The sequence below is a fragment of the Pseudomonas antarctica genome (assembly GCF_001647715.1).
GTDB lineage: Bacteria > Pseudomonadota > Gammaproteobacteria > Pseudomonadales > Pseudomonadaceae > Aquipseudomonas > Aquipseudomonas antarctica_A.
On record NZ_CP015600.1, the window covers coordinates 3,752,021 to 3,773,418 of the forward strand.

The following is a 21,398-nucleotide window of genomic DNA, read 5'->3' on the forward strand; positions in this document are numbered from 1 at the left end:
CGTGCCGACGTGAACAACTTCAGCACGCGAAAATTTTACGCCCTCATCCTCTTCGAGGAAAATCAGCTCACCCACTGCCACTTCACACACAACCCATTTCGCGTCTGCCTGTGGGCTCAACTGCGCACTCGCGCCCTGCCCCCACAAAACGCCAGCCAACCCGTTTTCAAGCTTGATGGTGGGTTCCCAAAACTTGCATTCGACCACTCCTGAAACAGGCCAGATCAGACCACAGTGGTCGGCCATATTATTAGCGCATGTTCGCAGAACCAGAACTTTTTCGGTTTTCATTTTTAAACACCTTTTACAACTACTTTCTCTAAAGTCCTTTGGAGGCAAACTTCCATGACAAACACATATGCAAAGTCAAGACGGCCGATAACGCGAGCACTGACAAATAAATTTGACTGTGCTTTGCTGGAAACCAAACACCTTATTCTTGAATAATCAGGAAAACATTGACGGCATCAAACCACTGGCAAACAACGCAATAGAACAGCAAGGCGGCTATCAACGGCCCACCCTGTGTCTATTTTTACTGTCCGACATAACCCTTTAAACGCATGCAGTCGTTCATCAGTTCAATCTGTTTTTGCGCAATAACAATCCCGTCACCCACGGCATTGCCCATGCCGGAGGTTTTGTCGTTAGCCGCAGGCGAAGAGTGATAACTTGCCGTCGCTGTTTTGGCCTCGTACTGACACTGGGCCTTGTCGTGCGCACTATCAGTTGCGCGCCCGTCTACTCTGGTCCAATTACGAACCGATGTTGTGCACGCACACAACGTCAACGTGAGCAACATCACCAACAGACATCTCATGGTTAACTCCTGGGGTAAACCAGCACGTCCACTGCGCCGCCCTTTAACTGTGGACGACGATCGGGTCGGGCACTGTATGGGCGAAACTCACCGTCTGTCGCCCTGAGGCCATCATGGGATGCATCGAAGTAAAAGTGAAGTTAAACGAAGTATATTTCAGTACCGATAAGAAATACTTAATCAGGAGTTTGACAATGAAGCTCGATGCGAAGCAAATGCAGGCATTTCTGGCCGTCATCGAAGGTGGCAGTTTCGAAAAGGCTGCGGAATACTTGAACGTGACTCCGTCGGCAGTCTCGCAGCGAATACATGCACTTGAGGCGCGTCTGGGGAGTTCAGTAGTGGTGCGGGGCCGGCCGTGCGAGCCGACTCAGGTAGGGAGAAAGTTGATGAATTACCTCCGTCGCGCGACCGTGCTGGAGGAAGAACTACTCAACGATATAGAAGGAAACGGCGAGGACTATTTACGCTTGGTGATAGGCGTCAACGGCGACACCTTGAACACCTGGTTTTTCCCGGCATTGGCAGATACTTTTATCAGCGAAAACATTCTTCTGGAGCTGGTGGTCGATGATCAGGATCATACGTACGCCCTGTTGGAGAGTGGGCAAGTCATTGGTTGCATAGGCACGCGCCCAGTGCCGATGCGTGGCTGCTTTGCAGAACCGCTAGGGTTGGTTCGCTACCAACTGGTGGCATCGACGGCGTTTCAGGAGCGATGGTTCCCGTCAGGGCTGACACGCGACGCCGCACGCAAGGCACCGGTGCTTGCCTACTCTCGCAAAGACACATTGCAGTCAGAATTTTTACAGTCGCGCTTAGGCTTGCACGCAGATGCCTTTCCGAGCCACTACCTGTCGCTCCCCGAAGCGCGCTTTCGGGCGATACGTCATGGCCTCGGCTACGGCATGGTTCCACAGATGAAAGCCAGTACCTTGCTTAAAAGTGGAGATCTGGTGGATCTGGACCCTGGCCATTTCACCGAGGTTGCGTTGTATTGGCACGCCTGGGCTTTGCAATCGCCACGCATGGAAGCGCTCTCCAACCATGCAGTGTCTGCCGCCAGGCGCATCTTGAATTTCAAGAGTCAGGAGGCATTTGTGGTTGGCACCTCGATCAGATAACAGGATCGCCCTTTCAAGACTCGCTTATGCAACGGGGAAATAAAGCCCTCACTGTCATCCAAATCACTGGATTTTTCGCAGTGTAAAAATCAACAAAGTCTTCGCTTCGAAATAATCACGCCAGCCGCCCCCCGCCCCCGCCTCTCGATGAGCGCTTGAAACCTGATACACCGCAACTTAAACGATTCAGGCCCCAGGCGAACCTTTCTCCGCAAACGGGCGTCCGAGCTTAAGCACTGTTGCTTATCGCCCGCCGCGAGGTTCACGTTTGAAAGCCGCCATCATCAAAAAGTACCGCTTGGTCATCAAGACCATGGGCTATGTGGGCTGGTCCCTGTTCTGGCTATTGTTGTGGGATGTCGCCGTCACGGTGGATTTCATGCTGTTCCTGACCACCAAGATCAACCTGCCGCTGATGCCCCTTACACTGCTGGGTTCGGCGCTGGTGGTGCTGATCAGTTTTCGTAACAGCAGCGCCTATAACCGCTGGTGGGAAGCGCGCACGCTGTGGGGTGCGATGGTGAATAATTCACGCAGCTTTGCACGCCAGGTGCTGACCCTGCTGGATGATGCGGACGGCGAAGTAAACCCGGTCAAAGCCACTCTGCTGCGCCGCCATGTGGCCTACGTGAATTGCCTGGCGGCGCACCTCAGGGGCAAGCCCTGCCCGGACGAAGTGCGCGCGTTTATCCCGGCCGAAGAGTTCGCGCGCAACGGCGCCACCAACAACTTTGCCAATGACATCCTTACCAGCTCGGCGACGTTATTGGCGCATGAATACAAGGCCGGCCACCTGGACAGCATTCGCCTGGCACGGCTGGAATCGACCCTGGTGGACCTGTCCAACGCCCAGGGCGGCATGGAACGTATCGCCAACACGCCGCTGCCCTACCCCTACGTGTACTTTCCACGGCTGTTTATTTCGCTGTTCTGCCTGATCGTGCCGGTAGGTTTGGTGGAGTCTCTGGGCTGGTTCACCCCACTGGCGTCGACGGTGGTGGGCTTCATGCTGCTGGCAATCGAGCGCATCGGCACCGACCTGCAAAGCCCGTTTCACTCCAGCGAACACCAGATCCAGATGGAGACTATCTGCGAAACCATCGAGAAGAACCTGCAGTCGATGCAGCGTGATGCCTTGGCTTGAGCTCGCTCGAACGCCGCTGGCCTTGCACCCAATCACCACCACAATGCCGAGTGCCAGCGCCGCCGACCTCGGCATAGGAAGTGAGACCAGACGTTGTGTGGCGGGCCCGCGCGCTGCGCCGGTAGTTGGACTCACGTAATCATCACCCAGCCTGTAACAGACTATTACCGAGCGTAATGTACTAACCAGTTACTTATCTTGTTAACATTCGACCTTTAGTCACTCACCTTCGAGTCCTGTCGACATGAAACGAGCATCCCGCGCCGCTGGCGCCTCAAGATATCTGCTGCTGGGCCTGGGCATCGTCATTGCCGTGCTCGGCGTGGCCCTGGCCGTTGGCGGCGCCAAACTGGTCAGCCTGGGCGGTTCCTGGTACTTCCTGATCGGCGGCGTGGCCATGGCCATTTCCGGCTTGCTGATCGCGCGTCGCAAACCGGCTGGCGCGTGGCTGTTCGCCGCCTTCCTGGTCGGCACGGCTGTCTGGGCGGTGGCGGATGTGGGGCTGGTGTTCTGGCCGCTGTTCTCGCGGGTGTTCATGTTTGCGGTGATCGGCCTGGTGGTGGCGCTGGTGTATCCGCTGCTGGTAGGCCGGCCTGCGCGCGGCGCGTATGGCATCGCCGCCGTGATGGCGGTCGGCGTGGCGGTCGCGGCGGGCAATATGTTCGTCGCCCACCCTAGCGTGGCCCCAACCGGCGCCGGCCCTGGCATCACGCCGGTCGCCGCAGCCGATGCACAGAAAGACTGGGCGCACTACGGCAACACCGAAGGCGGCAGCCGTTTTGCGGCGCTGGACCAGATCAATCGCGACACCGTCAATAAGCTCAAGGTGGCGTGGACCTACCACACCGGCGACGTGGCCATCAGCGACGGCAACGGTGCCGAAGACCAACTGACGCCCCTGCAGATCGGCAACAAGGTGTTCATCTGCACGCCGCATAACAACCTGATCGCCCTGGACGCCGACACCGGCAAAGAGTTGTGGAAGAACGAGGTCAACGCCAAGTCGGCGGTATGGCAGCGTTGCCGCGGCATGGCCTATTTCGACGCCACCGCGCCGATCGCCCAGCCGACCCAACCGAACAGCTCGCCGATCATTGCCGCCAGCGTGCCTGCCGGTGCGCAATGCCAGCGCCGTCTGCTGACCAACACCATCGACGCACGCCTGATCGCCGTGGATGCCGACACCGGTAAATTCTGCGAAGACTTCGGTACCCATGGCCAAGTCGATTTGAAAGCCGGCCTGGGCGATGTACCGGACAGCTACTACCAACTGTCTTCGGCACCGTTGATCGCCGGCACCACCGTGGTGGTTGGCGGGCGTGTCGCCGATAACGTGCAAACCGACATGCCGGGCGGCGTGATCCGTGGTTTCGATGTGATCAGCGGGCAAATGCGCTGGGCCTTCGACCCGGGCAACCCTGAAGACAAGCAAGCCCCTGCCGCCGGCAGCACCTATGTGCGCAGTACGCCGAACAGCTGGGCGCCGATGTCTTACGACCCGCTGATGAACACTGTTTTCCTGCCAATGGGCAGCTCATCCACCGACATCTACGGCGTGGAACGCACCCAGCTTAACCACAAATACGGCGCCTCGGTGCTGGCGCTGGACGCCTCCACCGGCGCCGAAAAGTGGGTGTACCAGACCGTCCACAATGACCTCTGGGACTTCGACCTGCCGATGCAACCAAGCCTGATCGACTTCACCCCACCGGGCAGCGACAAGGCCGTGCCGGCAGTGGTGATCGGCACCAAGGCCGGGCAGATTTATGTGCTCGACCGCGCCACCAGCAAGCCGCTGACCGACGTCAAGGAAGTCCCGGTCAAAGCCGCGAACATCCCTAACGAGCCTTACTCGTTGACCCAGCCAAAATCGGTCGGCATGCCGCAGATCGGCGCGCAGACGCTGAGCGAATCGGACATGTGGGGTGCCACGCCGTACGACCAGTTGCTGTGCCGTATCGACTTCAAAGGCATGCGCTACGAAGGCCTGTACACCGCGCCGGGTACCGATAAATCCCTGAGCTTTCCGGGCTCCCTGGGTGGCATGAACTGGGGCAGTATTTCCACTGACCCGGTGCACGGTTTTATCTTCGTCAATGACATGCGCCTGGGCCTGTGGATCCAGATGGTGCCGTCGCAGAACAAGGCCCAGGCCTCGTCCGGCGGTGAAGCGCTGAACACCGGCATGGGTGCCGTGCCGCTCAAGGGCACGCCGTACGCGGTGAACAAAAACCGCTTCCTCTCGGTGGCCGGCATTCCGTGCCAGGCACCGCCGTTCGGCACCCTCACCGCCATCGACATGAAGACCCAGCAGATCGCCTGGCAAGTGCCGGTCGGCACCGTTGAAGACACCGGCCCACTGGGTATCCGCATGCACCTGCCGATCAAGGTTGGCCTGCCGACCCTCGGCGGCACACTGTCCACCCAGGGCGGCCTGATCTTTATCGCCGGCACCCAGGACTTCTACCTGCGCGCCTTCAACAGCGGCAACGGTGATGAAGTCTGGAAAGCCCGCCTGCCAGTGGGCAGCCAAGGCGGCCCGATGACCTACGTTTCGCCGAAAACCGGCAAGCAATACATCGTCATCACTGCCGGCGGCGCACGCCAGTCCACTGACCGTGGCGACTACGTGATCGCCTACGCCCTGCCGTAACCACCCGCTGTTCGCGCGGTGCCCCCCGCACCGCGCGTTCCTTCTACACAGGCAGTTTGGAAAATCCCGCATGACCTCCACTTCTCACCTACCGTTTGGGCGCCTGGTTCTGGGCCTGGCCTTTGCTGCCGCCCTGCCCGTTCAAGCCGACGACACCACCCTGACCGGCGACTGGGGTGGCCTGCGCCGTGAGCTCGACGAGCAAGGCGTGCGCTTTACCGGCGACTACAGCGGCGAGACCGCCTACAACGCCGACGGCGGCCAGCACCGCGCCGCACGCTACTCGCAGAACATCAAGCTCGGTGTGCAGTTCGACCTGGGCAAGCTCTACGGTTTCAACAACGGCGACCGTATCCAGCTGACCATCAACGACCGGCGCGGCACGAGCGCCTCCGAAGACCTGGTGGGCAACCGCCTGCCGATCCAGGAAAACTACGGCGGCCTCTACACCCGTCTCACCGAATTGAGCTACGAGCGCACGCTGTTCACTCCCGCGCTGAACGTCAAGCTGGGCTATATGGCCATGGGCAATGACCTCGGCGGCCTCGACAGCGGCATCCTGTGCAACTTCATGAACGCCGGTATCTGCGGGCACCCGTTGAACATGTCCGGCGGCAGCGGCTGGACCAACTACCCGAATGCACGCCTGGGCGCGCGGGTGAAATACGACTTTTCACCGTCGTGGCAACTGCGCGTGGCGGCGTTCAACGTCGACCCGGACAGCAACGGCAATTCTAGCCGCGCCTGGCATTTGAACCCCAAGCGCACCACCGGCACCGTGGTGCCGATTGAGCTGGTCTACAAACACGCAGGCCCGCTGCCGGGTGAATACAAGCTGGGGTATTACTACGACAGTTCCGACGTGAAGCGGATCGGCAGCAACAAAGACGTCAGCGGTCGCGGCGGCCACTACCTGTTGATCGACCAGGCGGTGTGGGCGTCCAGCGCGTCGGCGGGCCGCGTGCTGCACGCCTTCGGCCAATACTCGGCAGCCAGTGAAGCGGCCTCACCGTTCACAAAATGGTATGGCGCGGGCATGGTGCTGTACAAACCGCTCGACGGCCGCCCACGCGATACCGTTGCCCTGGGTTATGGCCGCGCAGTGCCAAACCCGCGCAGTCGTGATGTACAGGAATTGGCGGCGTTTACCGCGGGGACGGACTACCCCAACTTGAATAATGCCGAGCAGTTGATTGAGCTGAGTTATGGCTACCAGGCCACGCCGTGGCTGACGGTGCGCCCGGATGTGCAATACATCATCGAGCCGGGGGCGTTTTCGGGTGAGAACATCGATAACGCGTTGGTGCTGGGGTTGCAGGTCAAGGCGGTGTTCTAGCGCCCTGACGCGGTGAACAATGTGGGAGCTGGCTTGCCTGCGATTGCGGCCTATCAGTGCCCGAGGCGCTGACTGACCCTGCGCTATCGCGGGCAAGCCCGCTCCCACAGTGGGGCCTCAATGCATCAGGTGAAGACGGGGCATTGCTGGCCTTTCGTCATGATTTGTAAAGGGCCAGCAAGGCGCGTCGCTTTTAATTGCAGGACGTTTCCTAGACAATCCCTGCCGCCTTGTGCCTGTTGGAATCGATGGCTAGTCTGCGATCCTTCACTGCTCATCAGTGATCGGGTTTAGTCGCCCGACCTTTCATCACGTGCACGGTCTTCCATCAGTTTTATGGTGGCTGTGCGCAGGGCACCTTCGGGTGCGCCGGATTTTCCGTGATGGCCGGTCGACTAACCTGCGTACAGCCGCCACCCATTCGTTTAGTCGCGACGGGTGTCGACTCCTAAGCCATTACGGAGTTACACCATGAATAAAGTCGTCCCCGACCCACCCCTCAGCTCAGCCAAAGCCCGCGCCGCGTTCAACCGCGCCATCGACCATTACCTGCCCACCCACGGTGTTCAAATCGAAGACTTGAGCTTCGAAGATGCCCTGCTCTACACCGCCAGCTTGCTCGACAGCGCTTCGGCCACGACACTCAATTGCAGTGAGAAGCTTGCAAGTCCCGAACGGGCGAAGATTCTGGCGGTGTGGCATTTGCTGGAAATGGCCAGGACGACGGTGGATCGCTCGATCGAATGCCTGAAACCTGAAACGCGGTAAAAAATGTGGGAGCGGGCTTGCTCGCGAATGCAGGGTGCCAGGCGCTACATGTGTTGACTGATACGCCGCATTCGCGAGCAAGCCCGCTCCCACAGTTGATCTACAGCGTTCTTGGGTTATTTGGACACCGGCATCGCAAACTCTGCGCCCTGCTCGATGCTCTCCGACCAGCGCTGCATGATCGACTTCTGCTTGGTGTAGAAGCGCACGCCTTCAGTGCCGTAGGCATGCATGTCGCCGAACAGGCTCTTCTTCCAGCCGCCAAAGCCGTGCCAGGCCATCGGCACCGGGATCGGCACGTTGATGCCGACCATGCCCACTTCGATACGCCGTGCAAATTCGCGGGCGATGTTGCCGTCGCGGGTAAAGCAGCTGACGCCGTTGCCGAATTCGTGGTCGTTGACCAGCTTGATCGCTTCGGCAAAGTCATCCACGCGCACACAGGCCAGCACCGGGCCGAAGATTTCTTCGCGGTAGATGCTCATGTCTCGGGTCACGTGGTCGAACAAGGTTGCGCCAAGCCAGAAGCCATTCTCCAGGCCGGGTTCGGTGGGCACATAGTCGCGCCCGTCGAGCAGCAATTGCGCGCCGGCTTGCACGCCTTGTTCGATATAGCCGCTGATGCGTTGCAGCGCAGCACGCGAGACGATCGGGCCCATCTCGGCCTTCAAGTCGCGGCCGTCGGTGATGCGCAGTTCTTTAGCGCGCGCGGTCAAGGCGGCAATCACCTTGTCCCCCACATCGCCCACCAGCACCGCCACCGAGATCGCCATGCAACGCTCGCCGGCACTGCCGTAGGCGGCGCCCATCAGTGCGTCGACGGTTTTTTCGATGTCAGCGTCGGGCATCACCACCATGTGGTTTTTTGCGCCACCCAGGCCTTGGACGCGCTTGCCGTGGCGGGCGCCGGTTTCGTAGATGTATTGCGCAATCGGCGTGGAGCCGACGAAGCTCACGGCCCTGACGTCCGGGTGTTCGATCAGCGCATCCACCGACTCTTTGTCGCCCTGCACCACGTTGAACACACCTTTGGGCAAGCCGGCTTCACGCAGCAACTCGGCCATGAACAGCGAGGCGCTCGGGTCAGTCGGGCTTGGCTTGAGGATGAAGGTGTTGCCCGCCGCGATGGCGATCGGGTACATCCACATCGGCACCATCACCGGGAAGTTGAACGGCGTAACGCCGGCCACCACGCCCAGGGGCTGGCGCATCGTCCAGTTGTCCATACCACGGGAAACCTGGTCGGAATGTTCGCCCTTGAGCAGGTTGGGAATGCCGCAGGCAAATTCAAGGATGTCGATGCCACGGTCCACCTCGCCCTGGGCGTCGGTGAAGACCTTGCCGTGTTCGGCGACAATGATGCGCGCCAGGTCGTCCTTGCGTTCACGCAACAGGTGCAGGTACTCGAACAGCACGCGGGCGCGGCGGATCGGCGGTGTGTCAGCCCAGCTGGCGAACGCGGCCTGGGCGGCAGCGACGGCTTCGCCAACGGTCTGGCGGCTGGCCAGGGCGACGCGGCCGGTCACTTCGCCGGTGGCCGGGTTATAGACGTCCTGATAGCGGTCATCGCGGCTCACGCGCTGGTCGTTGATGTAATGTTCGATCGTTGCAGTCATGGCAGTGGCCCCTGGGTCGGTAACGTTGGGACACACGATAGGCTTTCGGTTTGTTCCAAACCAGAGCAGAATCCAGAACTGATTGTCCTCATATGCGAACAATAGAACCATGGAAAAAGCTGAGATCGAAGGGTTGTGGACCCACATTCACTGGCTGTCGGTGCTGGAAGAGCAAGGTACCTACACCGCCGCCGCCGCACGCCTGGGGGTGAGTAAATCCGCCGTCAGCCAGCGCATCTCGGACCTGGAAAAGGCCACCGGCACGCGGTTGGTCACCCGCACCACGCGCAGCGTACGGCTGACCGATGCAGGGCTGTCTTTGACCCGGGAAGTGCGCAGCGCCTATGAACATATCGCCCGCAGTTTTTCCTCGGTGCGCGACTCGGCCGGGGAGATTCGCGGGCTGGTGCGCCTCACCGCGCCAGTGGCGTTTGCGCGGCAGCAACTGGTGCCGCACCTGCCGGCGTTCTTGCAGCAATACCCGCAGGTGCGTATCCAGTTGGATGTGTCGGATGCCTTGAGTTCTCTGGCGGCCGAAGGTTACGACCTGGCGGTGCGGCACGGCTTCCAGGTGCCGGAAACCCATGTGGCATGGAAGTTGTGCGACACCACGTCGGTGTTGGTCGCCACACAGGATTACCTGCAACACCACGGAGAACCGCGCGAGCCCGGCGATCTCACCGCGCACAACTGCCTCTATTACCCACGGGGCGCCGACCAACCCGCGTGGACGTTCGAACGCGGCGGCAAAAAGGTCGAACGCGTCACCGTGCCGATCTCCGGCAGCTTTTCCACTAACAACAGCGAAGCCTTGCGTGATTCGGCGCTCAACCACCTGGGCATCGCCCTGCTCCCGGATTTCAGCGCCCATGCCGCGCTCACCAGCGGCAAACTGGTACAGGTGCTCAAGGGGTGGACACTCAAAGGCGCATTTGCCGATGAGATTTACCTGATCCGCCCCTACTCGCCTCATGTACCCAAGTCGGTCAGTACGTTAGTGAGCTATCTAAAGGATAAGTTGTCCGGCGGCTTCAGGTTGACGGGGTAAGTCTTAACCTTATTCATACGGGTTAAGTGGAGTCATTCTCGACAACCTAAAATCAATACAATACTTATAGCCAGCGGCAATAACGCACATAACGAACACACAGGATTTGTCATCAACTTGATACGTATGCGAAGCGCCGCCAACGCGTTCTTGACGCCTCGCAAAAAGCCATACAACTAATTGTAAAATTTGCATAAATTGCGTTACGCCACCCTCGTTAAAGCCCCCGTTTAAAACTCCTTCATTCGCAAACTTGCAAAAAAACCACAACCGGCTAAGTTCATGAATACCGTGAAAGCCATCAGCCATTACGCATAAAACCAGCCCACCAGGCGAGGGATTTTATTGCTCTAAAAACAGCCCCGGACACTGACACGGAACTTAAGTCTTAACACTCAAAAGGGATGCTTTGATGAAGCGCAGCCGGTGGTATCGTGCGTTTTCGAAAAAGGGGCCAGCCGAACATTTTTGGCTGTCATTGTTGTGCTTTTCTGTACTGGTGATTGCCAGCTTTCTGTTGTTTGAACAACAAATCCAGGACTTCCTGATTCATCTGAACCTGTACCAGCCTTCCACGCCGGCCCAGGCCCTCAACCTTGCACTGCTGCTGATCGCCCTGCTCGCCCTCGACGTGGTGCTACCGGTGCCCTCCAGCATGGTTGCCTTGCTGGCAGTGGCCATGCTCGGCAGCCTCGGTGGTTACCTGGTGATTTTTATCGGCCTGTGCCTGGGCGCCGGGTTGGGGTATGCGTTGGGCGCCGGTTATTTTCGGCTGTTATCCGGCCGCCTGGGCTTGCATCAACGTTCGCCTGGGCAGTTGGGGTATCGGCTGGGCACGCTGTCGTTGATCTGCCTGCGCGGCGTGCCGGTGTTGGCGGAAACCTCGGTGGTGGCCGCCGGGATGCAACGCTATCCGCTGCGGGCTTTTTTGCTGATTACCACATTGGCCAATGCCGGTCTCGCGCTGGCCTACACGGCCATCGGCACGTTCCTGATCGAGCAGAACGCGCTGTTGGTGACCATCCTCGCCAGTATGGTATTGCCGGTCGCATTTGTTGCCGGCTACAGCCTGCTCAAGCGCAAGCCCCGTGTGGAGCCGCCTCTGCGCGGGCGGTTCGAGGTCAGTTACGACTACCCGGTGATCTTCACCGACCACCTGTTCGACCCGCTCAACCCTTGCCTGCACCGCGCGCTTACCGCGCAGCAGCACACCCCCGTGACGGTGATGGTGTTCGCCGATGAGCAACTGCTGCACAGCGCGCCCCAGTTGCGCGAACAGATCGACGCCTATTTCGCCGCCCATGCCGACCTGCATTTGCAAACCGCCCCCCTCGCAGTACCGGCCGGTGAACTGAGCAAAACCTCACAGGTATTGGAGCAGCTTTACACCGACATGCTGCAACACGGCCTGGACCGGCATTGCTACGTGCTGGCCCTGGGCGGCGGCGCGGTGCTGGATGCGGTGGGCTACGCCTGCGCCACCTTCCACCGGGGCATTCGCCTGATCCGTATCCCCAGCACCGTGCTGGCCCAGAACGACGCCGGCATCGGCGTGAAAAACGGCATCAACGCTTTCGGCCAGAAGAACCTGCTGGGCGCCTTCTACCCCGCCACGGCGGTGATCAATGACTTCCAGTTGCTGACCAGCCTGACCCGCCGCGACCAGATCGCCGGGCTGGCCGAAGCGGTCAAAGTAGCGTTGATCAAGGACCAGGCATTCTTCGAGTGGATGGAACAGCACGCCGACGCCCTCGCCCACTTCGACCACGCGGCCAGCCGCTATGCGATTCGCCGTTGCGCCGAGCTACACCTTGGGCACATCACCGGCGCCGGCGACCCATTCGAACGCGGCAACGGCCGGCCCCTGGATTACGGGCACTGGGCCGCACACAAACTGGAAAACCTCAGCCATCACCGGCTGCGCCATGGCGAAGCCGTTGCGGTGGGCATGGCCCTGGACGGGCTGTATGCCAATGCACTCGGGCTGTTGAGCGACGCCGACACGCAACGGGTCATGAGCCTGTTGCGCAAGCTGGGCTTCAACTTGTGCCCACCGGAGCTGAGCTTGCAGGATGCGCAGGGCCGCTCACCGCTGTTGCTCGGCCTGGAGGAATTTCGCCAGCATTTGGGTGGGCAGCTGTCGATCCCCATGCTCAACCGCATCGGCCAGTCGGTAGACCTGCATGAAATCGACGGCGCGAAAATGCAAGCGGCGCTGCTACGGCTGTCGACCCGCAGCGATGCGGTAGTGCCTCTGGGCGAGGGTTACGCGCAATGAGCCCGATGAAAACCTGGATGACGCTTGGCCGGGTGTCCAACCTGCCCACGGTGTGGACCAACACCCTGGCCGCCGCCCTGCTCGCCAGCAGTGCCGGGGCAATGGCGCCGCCGTCGTCACTGGTGTGGGTGCTGCTGTTGATCACGCTGTCGTTGCTGTACCTGGCCGGCATGCTGCTCAACGACTGGCTGGACGCCGACTGGGACCAGCAACACCACAACCCGCGACCGATCACCCTGGGCCTGGCCAGCCGTCAGCACGTGGGCCTGGCCACGGCGCTGTTGCTGATACTCGCTGCGGCGGCGGTGCTGGGCCTGAGCCGGCTGATCGACGAACCGCACTGGCTGCTCGGCAGTGTGGTGCTGCTGGTGGGCTGCATCTTCGGCTACAACCTGCTGCACAAGAAATACGCCCACAGCGTCTGGCTGATGGGCGCCTGCCGCTCGGCGCTGTACCTCACGGCGGCCGCCAGCCTGGCCGTGCCGCCGGAGCCGATCTGGCTGTGCGCAATCCTGCTCGGGGTGTACATCAGCGGTTTGACCTACCTGGCCCGTCAGGAGCACCGCAACCAACTGATCAGCCGCCTGCCGTTGCTGTTGATGCTGAGCCCGCTGGCCTTGGCGATCTACTCCAATAACCTGTGGTTCTGGCCGGTGCTGCTGCTCTGGCTGGGGTGGTTGGGCTGGCACTACTGGAAGTACCTGGCCAACCCGCAACAGCGCAAGGTGCGCGCGTTTATCGGGGCGGGCCTGGCCGCCTTGCCACTGTTTGATGCGCTGGTGCTGGCCGTGGCCAATCAGCCGTTGGGCAGCCTGCTGTGTGTACTGGTGTTTTTCCTGCTCCCCCACTTTCAGCGTTGGATCAAGCCGACATGAACATGCGCCAGGATTGCCTCACCGAACACCGCCACGTGTTGACCCAACAACTGGCGGCTGCCCAACTGCAGTGGTGGCAGCAGGCTCAGGCACAGCTTGCGCAACAACCGGACGCCACCACCGCGGCGCTGTTGAGCGGCCAGTGCAAGCGTCAGCTGCCGGGCCATGCCGTCGAGCTGGCGCGTGCGTTGGTGTTGGCCAATGCGCTGGAACATACCCCGGTGGACGAACAATTGCCGCTGCTGCGCCAGCTGTTCCTGTGGGGCGACGATCAGGAAAAAATCGCCCTGCTTGGCGCCCTCGACTGGCTCGACAGCGACGGGGTGTGCCTGGAGCTGGCCTTGCAGGCCGGGCGCACCAGTAACCCCCAGGTGTTCGCCGCCCTCGCCCTCGACACGGCCTACCCGTCACGTCATTACCCAGAGCGCGCCTTTCACCAGTTGGTGTTGAAGGCACTCGGCATGGGCCTCGACGTCGGGCGCCTGGTTGGCCTGACGCAACACCACAGCGTCAGCCTCAACCAACTGGCGCTCGACCTGCTCGATGAACAACTGGCGGCCGAACGCACTGTGTCCCCCGGCCTGCCCCGAGTGATCGCCTTTGACCTGCTCAGCCCGGCGCAACACCAGCGCCTGCGCGGCCTGCGCCTGCCGCCGGAATGGCACGCCTACTTGAACTGATGCACACCGCCTGCCCTTGACGAGGATTCACCATGCTCAAGTACTTCGATCCGCATATTCATATGGTCAGCCGCACCACCGACGACTACCAGAACATGGCCGCCGCCGGGATCACCGGGGTGATCGAACCGGCGTTCTGGCAAGGCCAGGCGCGCACCAGCGTCGGCAGTTTCGTCGACTACTTCGACACGCTGCTGGGCTGGGAACGCTTTCGCGCGAGCATGTTCGGCATCCATCACTTCTGCACCATCGGGCTTAACCCCAAAGAAGCGAATGACCTGTCGATCGCCAACGAAGTGCTGGAACTCCTGCCGCGCTATCTGGTGAAGGACGGCGTGGTGGCGGTGGGCGAAATCGGCTACGACGACATCACCCCCGAAGAGGATCGCTTTCTCGCGGCGCAGCTTGAGCTGGCGAAACAATTCAATCTGCCGGTGCTGGTGCATACGCCACACCGCGACAAGATCGGTGGCACCAAACGCACACTGGCGGTGATCCGCGACGTGGGGATCGCCGAGCACCTGGTGATTATTGACCACCTCAACGAACTGACCCTGCCGCTGGTGCTGGACAGCGAGTGCTGGCGCGGCCATTCCATTTACCCCAACACCAAGATGTCGGAGCAGCGCATGGTCGCCCTGCTCAAGGAATACGGCACCGAAAAAATGGTGGTCAACAGCGCCGCCGACTGGGGCATCAGCGACCCGCTCAAGGTGCCCAAGACCGGCCAGGCGATGTTGGCGGCGGGCTTTACTGAAGCCCAGGTAGAACAGGTGCTGTTCCACAATCCGGTGGACTTTTTTGCCCAGAGCGGTCAGCTGGACAAGGGCTTGGTCAGCACCCCGCTGCCCATCGACCAACGCAAGCAATGGCAGGAAAACTCGGCCCTGCGCGGCCAGGAACCGGTGGTTAAATGAGCCCCCGTAGCGGCTGGACGGCGCCCCAGGTCGGGTATTGCAGCAATGTGCACCCGACCCGTGACCTGGCCGGGTTACGCACCTCCATCGAGCAGCACTTTCAGGGCGTGCGACACCTGCGCGGGCTGCACGAACAGGACAGCGGCTTGTGGATCTGCGCTCACGCTGCGGCGCAATTACAACAGGCATCGGCGTGCACGCAATTCCTCGAGTTGCTCGATCAAACCGGCTTGCGCCTGACGTCGCTGAATGGTTTTCCCTATGGCGAATTCCATCAGGGCGCAGTGAAAGCCGAGGTGTATTTACCCCACTGGGCCGACCCCCAGCGGCTGGCCTACAGCCTGAACCTGGCGCGCATCCTCGCGCAGGCCTTGCCGGTCGACTGCCACCAAGGAGTGATTTCCACGGTGCCGCTGGGCTATGCCGCCACCTGGACCGCGCCATTGCAGGCGCGCGCCGACGAGCACCTCAACCAACTCACTGCGGCACTCGCCAACCTGCACCGGGAAACCGGCAAGCAGATCGTGTTCTGCCTGGAGATGGAGCCCGATTGCGTGCTGGAAAACACCGAGCAGGCCATCGCGTTCTTCCAGCGTCGGCAGCGCCTGGACCCGAACCATGCTTACCTGGCCCTGTGTTTTGATGTGTGCCACCAGGCGGTGATGTTCGAGGATTGTTATCAGTCGCTGGCCAGGCTACGTCAAGCCCAGGTGCCCGTGGGCAAGATCCAGCTGTCCAACGCGATGATCTGCCGCTTGCCAACTGAGGACGCGCATCGCCGCAAACACGTGCTCGAGACCCTGAGCACCTTCGCCGAAACCACCTACCTGCATCAGGTAAAAGCCCTCGACCCTCTCGGCCGCATTATCAGCTGGCCGGACCTGCCGGCCGCGCTCGCCGACTGCAGCGGTTTGCGTGAACTGCGCATTCATTTCCATATCCCGCTGTTCAGCGAACACTTGCTGTTGCCCGAACTCAGCGGCAGCCAGGCCGCGTTGGCACAGACCTTCGATTACCTGGCCGCCCATGGTGACTTCCGCCCGGTGCTGGAAGTGGAAACCTACAGCTGGGGGGTGCTGCCCGCGCAACTGCGGCCCACCACCGAGCGCGCGCAACTGGAAGGGATCGCCGCCGAATTGCGCTGGGTTGAGGACCAACTGCGCCAGCGCAACCTGCTGCTTTCCCTCAAGCACGAGGCGTACGCCCATGCGCTCTGAACAACCGCTGCTGCTGATCAATGTGGTCGGGCTGACGCCATCGCTGCTGGGTGAGGCAACGCCGCATATCAATGCCCTGCTCAAGACCGCGCAGATGGCCTACTTGCAACCGGTGTTCCCCGCCGTCACCTCGACGGTACAAGCCTCGATCCTCACCGGCGCGCCGCCGTCGCAACACGGCATCGTCGGCAATGGCTGGTACTTTCGCGACCAGGCCGAAGTGCGGTTCTGGCTGCAACCCAATGCGCTGATCGAGGGTGAAAAGGTCTGGCACACGCTCAAGCGCGAGCTTCCGGGCTTTCGCTGCAGCCAGTTGTTCTGGTGGTACAACATGTACGCCGACGTGGATGCCGCGATCACCCCGCGCCCGCACTACCCGGCGGATGGTCGCAAACAATTCGGTCTGTATTCGTCGCCACCCGGGCTGCACGAACAGATCGAACGGCAGATTGGCGAGTTTCCGTTTCCAGGGTTCTGGGGCCCGGCGGCAGGGATTGCATCGAGCCGCTGGATCGTCGATTGCGCGATGGCCGAGTTCCAGATCAACCGGCCTCACTTGCAGTTGATCTACCTGCCGCACCTCGATTACAGCTTGCAGCGCGTGGGGCCCGATCATCCCTCGATTGCCGCTGAAGTACGGGCCATCGACACGCAAGTAGGTCGCCTGCTGACCTTTGCCCAAGCGCAAGGCGCGGCGGTGATGCTGCTGTCCGAATATGGCATCGAAGCCGTCGAGCAGTCAGTGTCGATCAACCGCGTGTTGCGCGCCGAGGGCCTGTTGCAGGTGCGCCAGTCCCTGAGCTGGGAATTGCTCGACCCCGGCGCCAGCGCGGCGTTTGCCGTGGCCGACCATCAGGTCGCGCATGTCTACGTGAAGCAGGCGCAGGACATCCCACGGGTCAAAGCCTTGCTGCAACGCCAGCCCGGCATCGAGCAGGTGCTGGACAAGGCCGAACAACGCGCCTGGCAGCTGGACCACCCGCGCAGCGGCGAGCTGGTGGCCGTGGCCGCCGCCGGTTTCTGGTTCGATTATTACTACTGGCTGGATGATCGCAAAGCACCGGATTTCGCGCGCACCGTGGACATCCACCGCAAGCCCGGTTACGACCCGGTCGAGCTGTTTATCGACCCGGCGATTCGTTTCCCCACATTGAAAGTGGCGCGCCGCCTGCTGCAAAAGAAGCTCGGCTTTCGCTACTACATGGACCTCATCCCACTGGACACCACCCTGGTACGCGGCAGCCATGGTCGCTTACCCAGCAGCGTACAGACCGGCCCGCTGCTGATCACCAATTGCGCACTGGCGCTACCGCAACACCTTGCGGCGACGGCAGTGAAGCAACTGCTCCTGGAACACTTCCTGGGGCGCCCACACCTCGAACTGGCCACAGCCAAGGAGCTTCCATGCGGCGAGCCTTATCTATAACTGTCCTGAGTGCATTGGCCGGGTTGGCCCATGCCCAAGGCACCACCCCCTTCGACTGCACCCAGTTCCTGCAGTTTGGAGGCAACCTCGACAAGACCCGCGCGGCCTTCGTGCAAAGCCGCGACACGCTCGCCTGGAACTGGTTTGCCTGCCTGAACCAGAACGTCTCTGCGCAAAGCCCTGATCGGGTCTGGGAGACCATGAAGCCTTCGGATCAGGTCTACCTGAGCAATGGCGCCCAGCCCCTGCCGTATGCCGAGCGCGAGCGCGTACCGATCGAGGTGATTGCACAGGCACAAAAACTGGGCATGAACCTCAACCGTACCTTTCACAACCTCAATGCCACGCAGCAAGTGGATGGGTTGATCCTGCAGATGGGCGGCCAGGTGCCGGCGGCGCAAAAAGGCCAGCCGGTACGTTTCCAACTGTTGATGGGCCAGGACACCTTCAACTACATCGTGCAGCAGAACGTCTACAACGTGAATGGCCAGGCCGCGCTGACCAGCGACCTGTCGTTCCCCTCCACAGCCTGGGAGTTGAAGGCTGCCTGGCTGTGGATCGGCAACAACCCGACCTATCAGCAGCAACTGATCAAGGATGGTTACTACATTGCCCAGGCCTACTATCAGCAGGACGGTAAATACCTGGTCGGCTACGCCGCGCTCAGCGGTTTGCATGTGATCAACAAACTGAACCCCGACTGGGTGTGGACCACCTTCGAAAACCGCAACAACAGCAAGTACACGGTGACCAACGCGACGCCTGCAACGCCGATGACCAACAGCACCGGGCCCACAAAGGCGGCGCAGCCGGTGAACACGACGTTTCAGGCCAACTTCCCGGCCCTGGCGCAGTACGAGTTGATCGGCGTGCAATCCAACACGCTGCCGACCTTGCTCGCCAACTCCCAGCTGGAGTCGGCGTTCCAGAGCGAGTCTTCGTGTTTCGCCTGCCACAGCACCGCCGCGTATTCAGCGAAAAAAGGCTACTTCAATTTCGCCCTCAAACAACAGGGCGGCATCGTGTACCCCACGGCCGAACTGCCGCCCGCAGACTTTGTCGGCTACCACAAACTGGACTTTGTCTGGTCGCTCAAACGCGCCCAGTGGCAACGCTAAGGAGCCTCACATGAGCGTATTGAATTTCCCGCGTATCTACCTGGGCGGCCATATGTTCTGGAACCCGCCGACCGCCAACAACAACGACATGTACCCGCTCTATGACGCGGTAAAAATGCAGATGAACTGGCCGTTTTTGAAGGCCTTCAACATCACCCCGGAAAACGCCATCAGCACCTTGCTGCCGTGGACAATCGCGCCGCTGTCACCCGCCAGCGTACCGCCCTACGTCATGCAGGTGCCGGGCAATGCCGGGCAGTTGACCACACCGATGATTCCCGGCGAATGGAACCTGTTCGGCGACAACGCGTGCGGCACCGTCAGCTACAACCAGACCCAATCGGTGGTCACCGGCGGCGAGTTGCCCAACGGTGGCTATGTGAGCCAGGACCCGCTGATCAACCAGAGCTTCCAGTTGCTCGGCAACCCCTTCGGCGGCGCGCCCTCCTCCCCGGCGCGCTTCGTGGACGTGAGCCCTTGGCAGAACACCTTCACCGCGCTGTATTTCGACAAGCTGGTGCTGGGCAATGCGCAGTGCGGCCTGACGCTCAATCGCCAGTTCCGCATGCTCGACCGCTTCCTGAACTTCAACTGGGCCAACCTGGGCGGCCTGGCCTATGTCACCACCACTTGGCAAACCTGTTTTCCGAAGGAAAACCTGGAGTGGGTGATCGGCAACTCGGCCTTGCTGCAAAACCTGCAAACGCAAATGGCGCAACAAAATGCCAAGGGCCTGATGTTCCGCTTTTCCACCTACCTGACCTGCTACGACAAGAACGGCATCCTCAACAATTACCCGCCCATCGACACCCACAGCTCCAGTGCGGCCGCCCAGGCCAAGGTGCAGGCCATGTATCAGCAGGGGCTGGACAACGTCGGCGATATTTTCTTCAACCCCGCCTATAGCCGTACGGTGGGCACCCTGGGCCTGTGGTTCGAAGACGAATTCCCCACCGCCCCCGCTGGCAGACGCCTGTTACCCGCCAGCCCCGTGCCCATCTACAAAACCACGCCAGCGCAGTCGACACCGGCGCAACTGGGTGTGATCTCGGCCCAGGCCCATGGCGCTACCTTGTCGCTGGACCTGAGCAACGCCTTCCCGTTCTATCCGATCGACAGAAACGCAGCCATACCGGTAGCCGCCAAGTACCAGGCCGGCAACTACCAGATTGGCATTCGCCAGAATGGGCAATTCAGCCCGCTGGCCAGTTTCGGTTATGACGACTATCAACAGGCGGCGTTCGACAAGCGCTCCGGCATCCTCGACCTGACGCTGACGGCACAAGCACAGACGCAACTGCAAACCGGCACCCTGGAACTGCAACTGCAGGGCGCCACCGCCGTCACCGCCGCGACCCAGCAGATGTGGACTGCCGAAGTGGTGGAGAGCGCCAGCTTTATCGACGTGGGCGACACCCGGACGCTGCAGGTCATGGTGCAATACGACGGCCTGCCCGCACCGGCCGGCACCACGTTGTGGGTGGCGGAATACGGCAATGCCTACATGCTGTGCACCACCGATTACTACCTGGCATTCAGCAACCCGGGCAACTTCACGCTGTTCAACAATGACCCGCAAAACCCGGCCAATAACAGCGCGAACCTGCCGCAATTCAAGGGTGCATCGACGCTGCTCAGCCAGGTGACCGAGGGCACGGGCCGCCAGCTCATGGCCACACGGCTCGCGGTGGCAGCGGATCAAATGACGCCGGTGACCTATCAGCAATTTTTGCCGACACCCGCCGCTGTCGCCTTGAGCCCGACGCTTAAGTTCGCCAACCCGATCGCGATGCAGGGCACGTTGCAGGACCCGCTCAACAGTACGGTGCAATACAGCCTGACCAAGATTCAGACCGACGCCAATGGCATCGCCAACCTGACCGTCACGGGCTTGGCACCGGGGTTTCCGACCTTGCGTTTTTTCCTGCAGGAAGGTCAGCAAACACCCACCATTCCGTTCAGCTTCCCGCTCCCGACGGCCTTCACCGACTTCCTCGCACCGCTGCGCGTACTGCCGCTGGAGCCGCAGCTGCAGCAGGATTTCGTCAATGCGTGGAACCGCATTTATATGAACAAGGACGCGGGCACCGTGATCTGGGAGACCTTCATCTACCCCTTCATCCTGCAGCCGTTCTATTACCTGTACCCGATCATGAGCAAGTTCATGCCACTCAACTCCTTGACGCGCATCGAGGGCGCCGTCGACCAGTTGATTGTGTTGATCAGTAAGGAATACCAGGAGGAAAGCACCCTGGCGATGCCCATCACACGGGACATGCCGCAAAGCCGTCGCGCGGTGCTGGAACTGTGGGCGCAGGCCCTGGTGAAACGCAATTACCCGCCCATTCCACTCAGCATGAGCGACTACGACTAAGCCA

At 60.9% G+C, this 21,398-nt stretch carries 16 protein-coding genes; 14 read left to right on the forward strand and 2 right to left on the reverse strand.

What is annotated here, in order from left to right:
* Positions 1-535: 535 nt before the first annotated feature.
* The gene (locus A7J50_RS16740; protein ID WP_064452826.1) at positions 536-820 is read right to left on the reverse strand and encodes a hypothetical protein; all 285 of its coding nucleotides are present in this window, start codon (positions 818-820) and stop codon (positions 536-538) included.
* Positions 821-1,014: 194 nt separating this feature from the next.
* Here A7J50_RS16740 and argP point away from each other — a divergent pair, with 194 nt between their 5' ends.
* The 5 genes from argP to A7J50_RS16765 all read left to right on the forward strand — a co-directional run bounded on the left by argP (position 1,015) and on the right by A7J50_RS16765 (position 7,845).
* Complete coding sequence (gene argP, locus A7J50_RS16745; RefSeq protein WP_064454956.1) at positions 1,015-1,944, forward strand: HTH-type transcriptional regulator ArgP; 930 nt, start codon at positions 1,015-1,017, stop codon at positions 1,942-1,944.
* Between the two features lie 268 nt (positions 1,945-2,212).
* Positions 2,213-3,088 (forward strand): bestrophin family protein, encoded by an 876-nt coding sequence (locus A7J50_RS16750; protein WP_064452827.1) that lies wholly within the window; start codon positions 2,213-2,215, stop codon positions 3,086-3,088.
* Positions 3,089-3,332: 244 nt separating this feature from the next.
* Positions 3,333-5,741: a glucose/quinate/shikimate family membrane-bound PQQ-dependent dehydrogenase gene (locus A7J50_RS16755; protein WP_064452828.1), complete on the forward strand. Its 2,409-nt coding sequence runs from the start codon at positions 3,333-3,335 to the stop codon at positions 5,739-5,741.
* Positions 5,742-5,811: 70 nt separating this feature from the next.
* Complete coding sequence (locus tag A7J50_RS16760; protein WP_064452829.1) at positions 5,812-7,077, forward strand: carbohydrate porin; 1,266 nt, start codon at positions 5,812-5,814, stop codon at positions 7,075-7,077.
* A gap of 471 nt (positions 7,078-7,548) precedes the next feature.
* Positions 7,549-7,845: a DUF6124 family protein gene (locus A7J50_RS16765; RefSeq protein WP_064452830.1), complete on the forward strand. Its 297-nt coding sequence runs from the start codon at positions 7,549-7,551 to the stop codon at positions 7,843-7,845.
* A 116-nt stretch (positions 7,846-7,961) separates the two neighbouring features.
* Here the strand turns inward: A7J50_RS16765 and A7J50_RS16770 are convergent, their stop codons facing one another.
* Positions 7,962-9,461, reverse strand: coding sequence for a CoA-acylating methylmalonate-semialdehyde dehydrogenase (locus A7J50_RS16770; RefSeq protein WP_064452831.1), 1,500 nt, complete (start codon positions 9,459-9,461; stop codon positions 7,962-7,964).
* A 109-nt stretch (positions 9,462-9,570) separates the two neighbouring features.
* Between A7J50_RS16770 and A7J50_RS16775 the strand changes: the two genes are divergently transcribed.
* The 9 genes from A7J50_RS16775 (at position 9,571) to A7J50_RS16815 (ending at position 21,394) form a co-directional block, all read left to right on the forward strand.
* Complete coding sequence (locus A7J50_RS16775; protein WP_064452832.1) at positions 9,571-10,509, forward strand: LysR family transcriptional regulator; 939 nt, start codon at positions 9,571-9,573, stop codon at positions 10,507-10,509.
* A 412-nt stretch (positions 10,510-10,921) separates the two neighbouring features.
* Positions 10,922-12,787, forward strand: a complete 1,866-nt coding sequence (locus A7J50_RS16780; protein ID WP_064452833.1) for a 3-dehydroquinate synthase — start codon at positions 10,922-10,924, stop codon at positions 12,785-12,787.
* Positions 12,788-12,792: 5 nt separating this feature from the next.
* On the forward strand, positions 12,793-13,662 hold the full coding sequence (locus A7J50_RS16785) for a UbiA family prenyltransferase (RefSeq protein WP_064452834.1): 870 nt from the start codon (positions 12,793-12,795) through the stop codon (positions 13,660-13,662).
* Entirely contained in the window at positions 13,659-14,342 is a 684-nt protein-coding gene (locus tag A7J50_RS16790) for an EboA domain-containing protein (RefSeq protein WP_064452835.1), read from the forward strand. The genes A7J50_RS16785 and A7J50_RS16790 overlap by 4 nt, the downstream gene beginning before the upstream one ends.
* 32 nt (positions 14,343-14,374) lie before the next feature.
* Entirely contained in the window at positions 14,375-15,259 is an 885-nt protein-coding gene (locus A7J50_RS16795) for a TatD family hydrolase (RefSeq protein ID WP_064452836.1), read from the forward strand.
* Complete coding sequence (gene eboE / locus A7J50_RS16800; protein ID WP_064452837.1) at positions 15,256-16,476, forward strand: metabolite traffic protein EboE; 1,221 nt, start codon at positions 15,256-15,258, stop codon at positions 16,474-16,476. The genes A7J50_RS16795 and eboE overlap by 4 nt, the downstream gene beginning before the upstream one ends.
* Positions 16,466-17,902: an alkaline phosphatase family protein gene (locus A7J50_RS16805; RefSeq protein WP_064452838.1), complete on the forward strand. Its 1,437-nt coding sequence runs from the start codon at positions 16,466-16,468 to the stop codon at positions 17,900-17,902. Before eboE ends, A7J50_RS16805 begins: the two co-directional genes overlap by 11 nt.
* Complete coding sequence (locus A7J50_RS16810) at positions 17,881-19,020, forward strand: hypothetical protein (RefSeq protein WP_064452839.1); 1,140 nt, start codon at positions 17,881-17,883, stop codon at positions 19,018-19,020. The genes A7J50_RS16805 and A7J50_RS16810 overlap by 22 nt, the downstream gene beginning before the upstream one ends.
* Positions 19,021-19,030: 10 nt before the next feature.
* Positions 19,031-21,394, forward strand: coding sequence for a hypothetical protein (locus A7J50_RS16815; protein ID WP_064452840.1), 2,364 nt, complete (start codon positions 19,031-19,033; stop codon positions 21,392-21,394).
* Positions 21,395-21,398 lie beyond the last annotated feature (4 nt).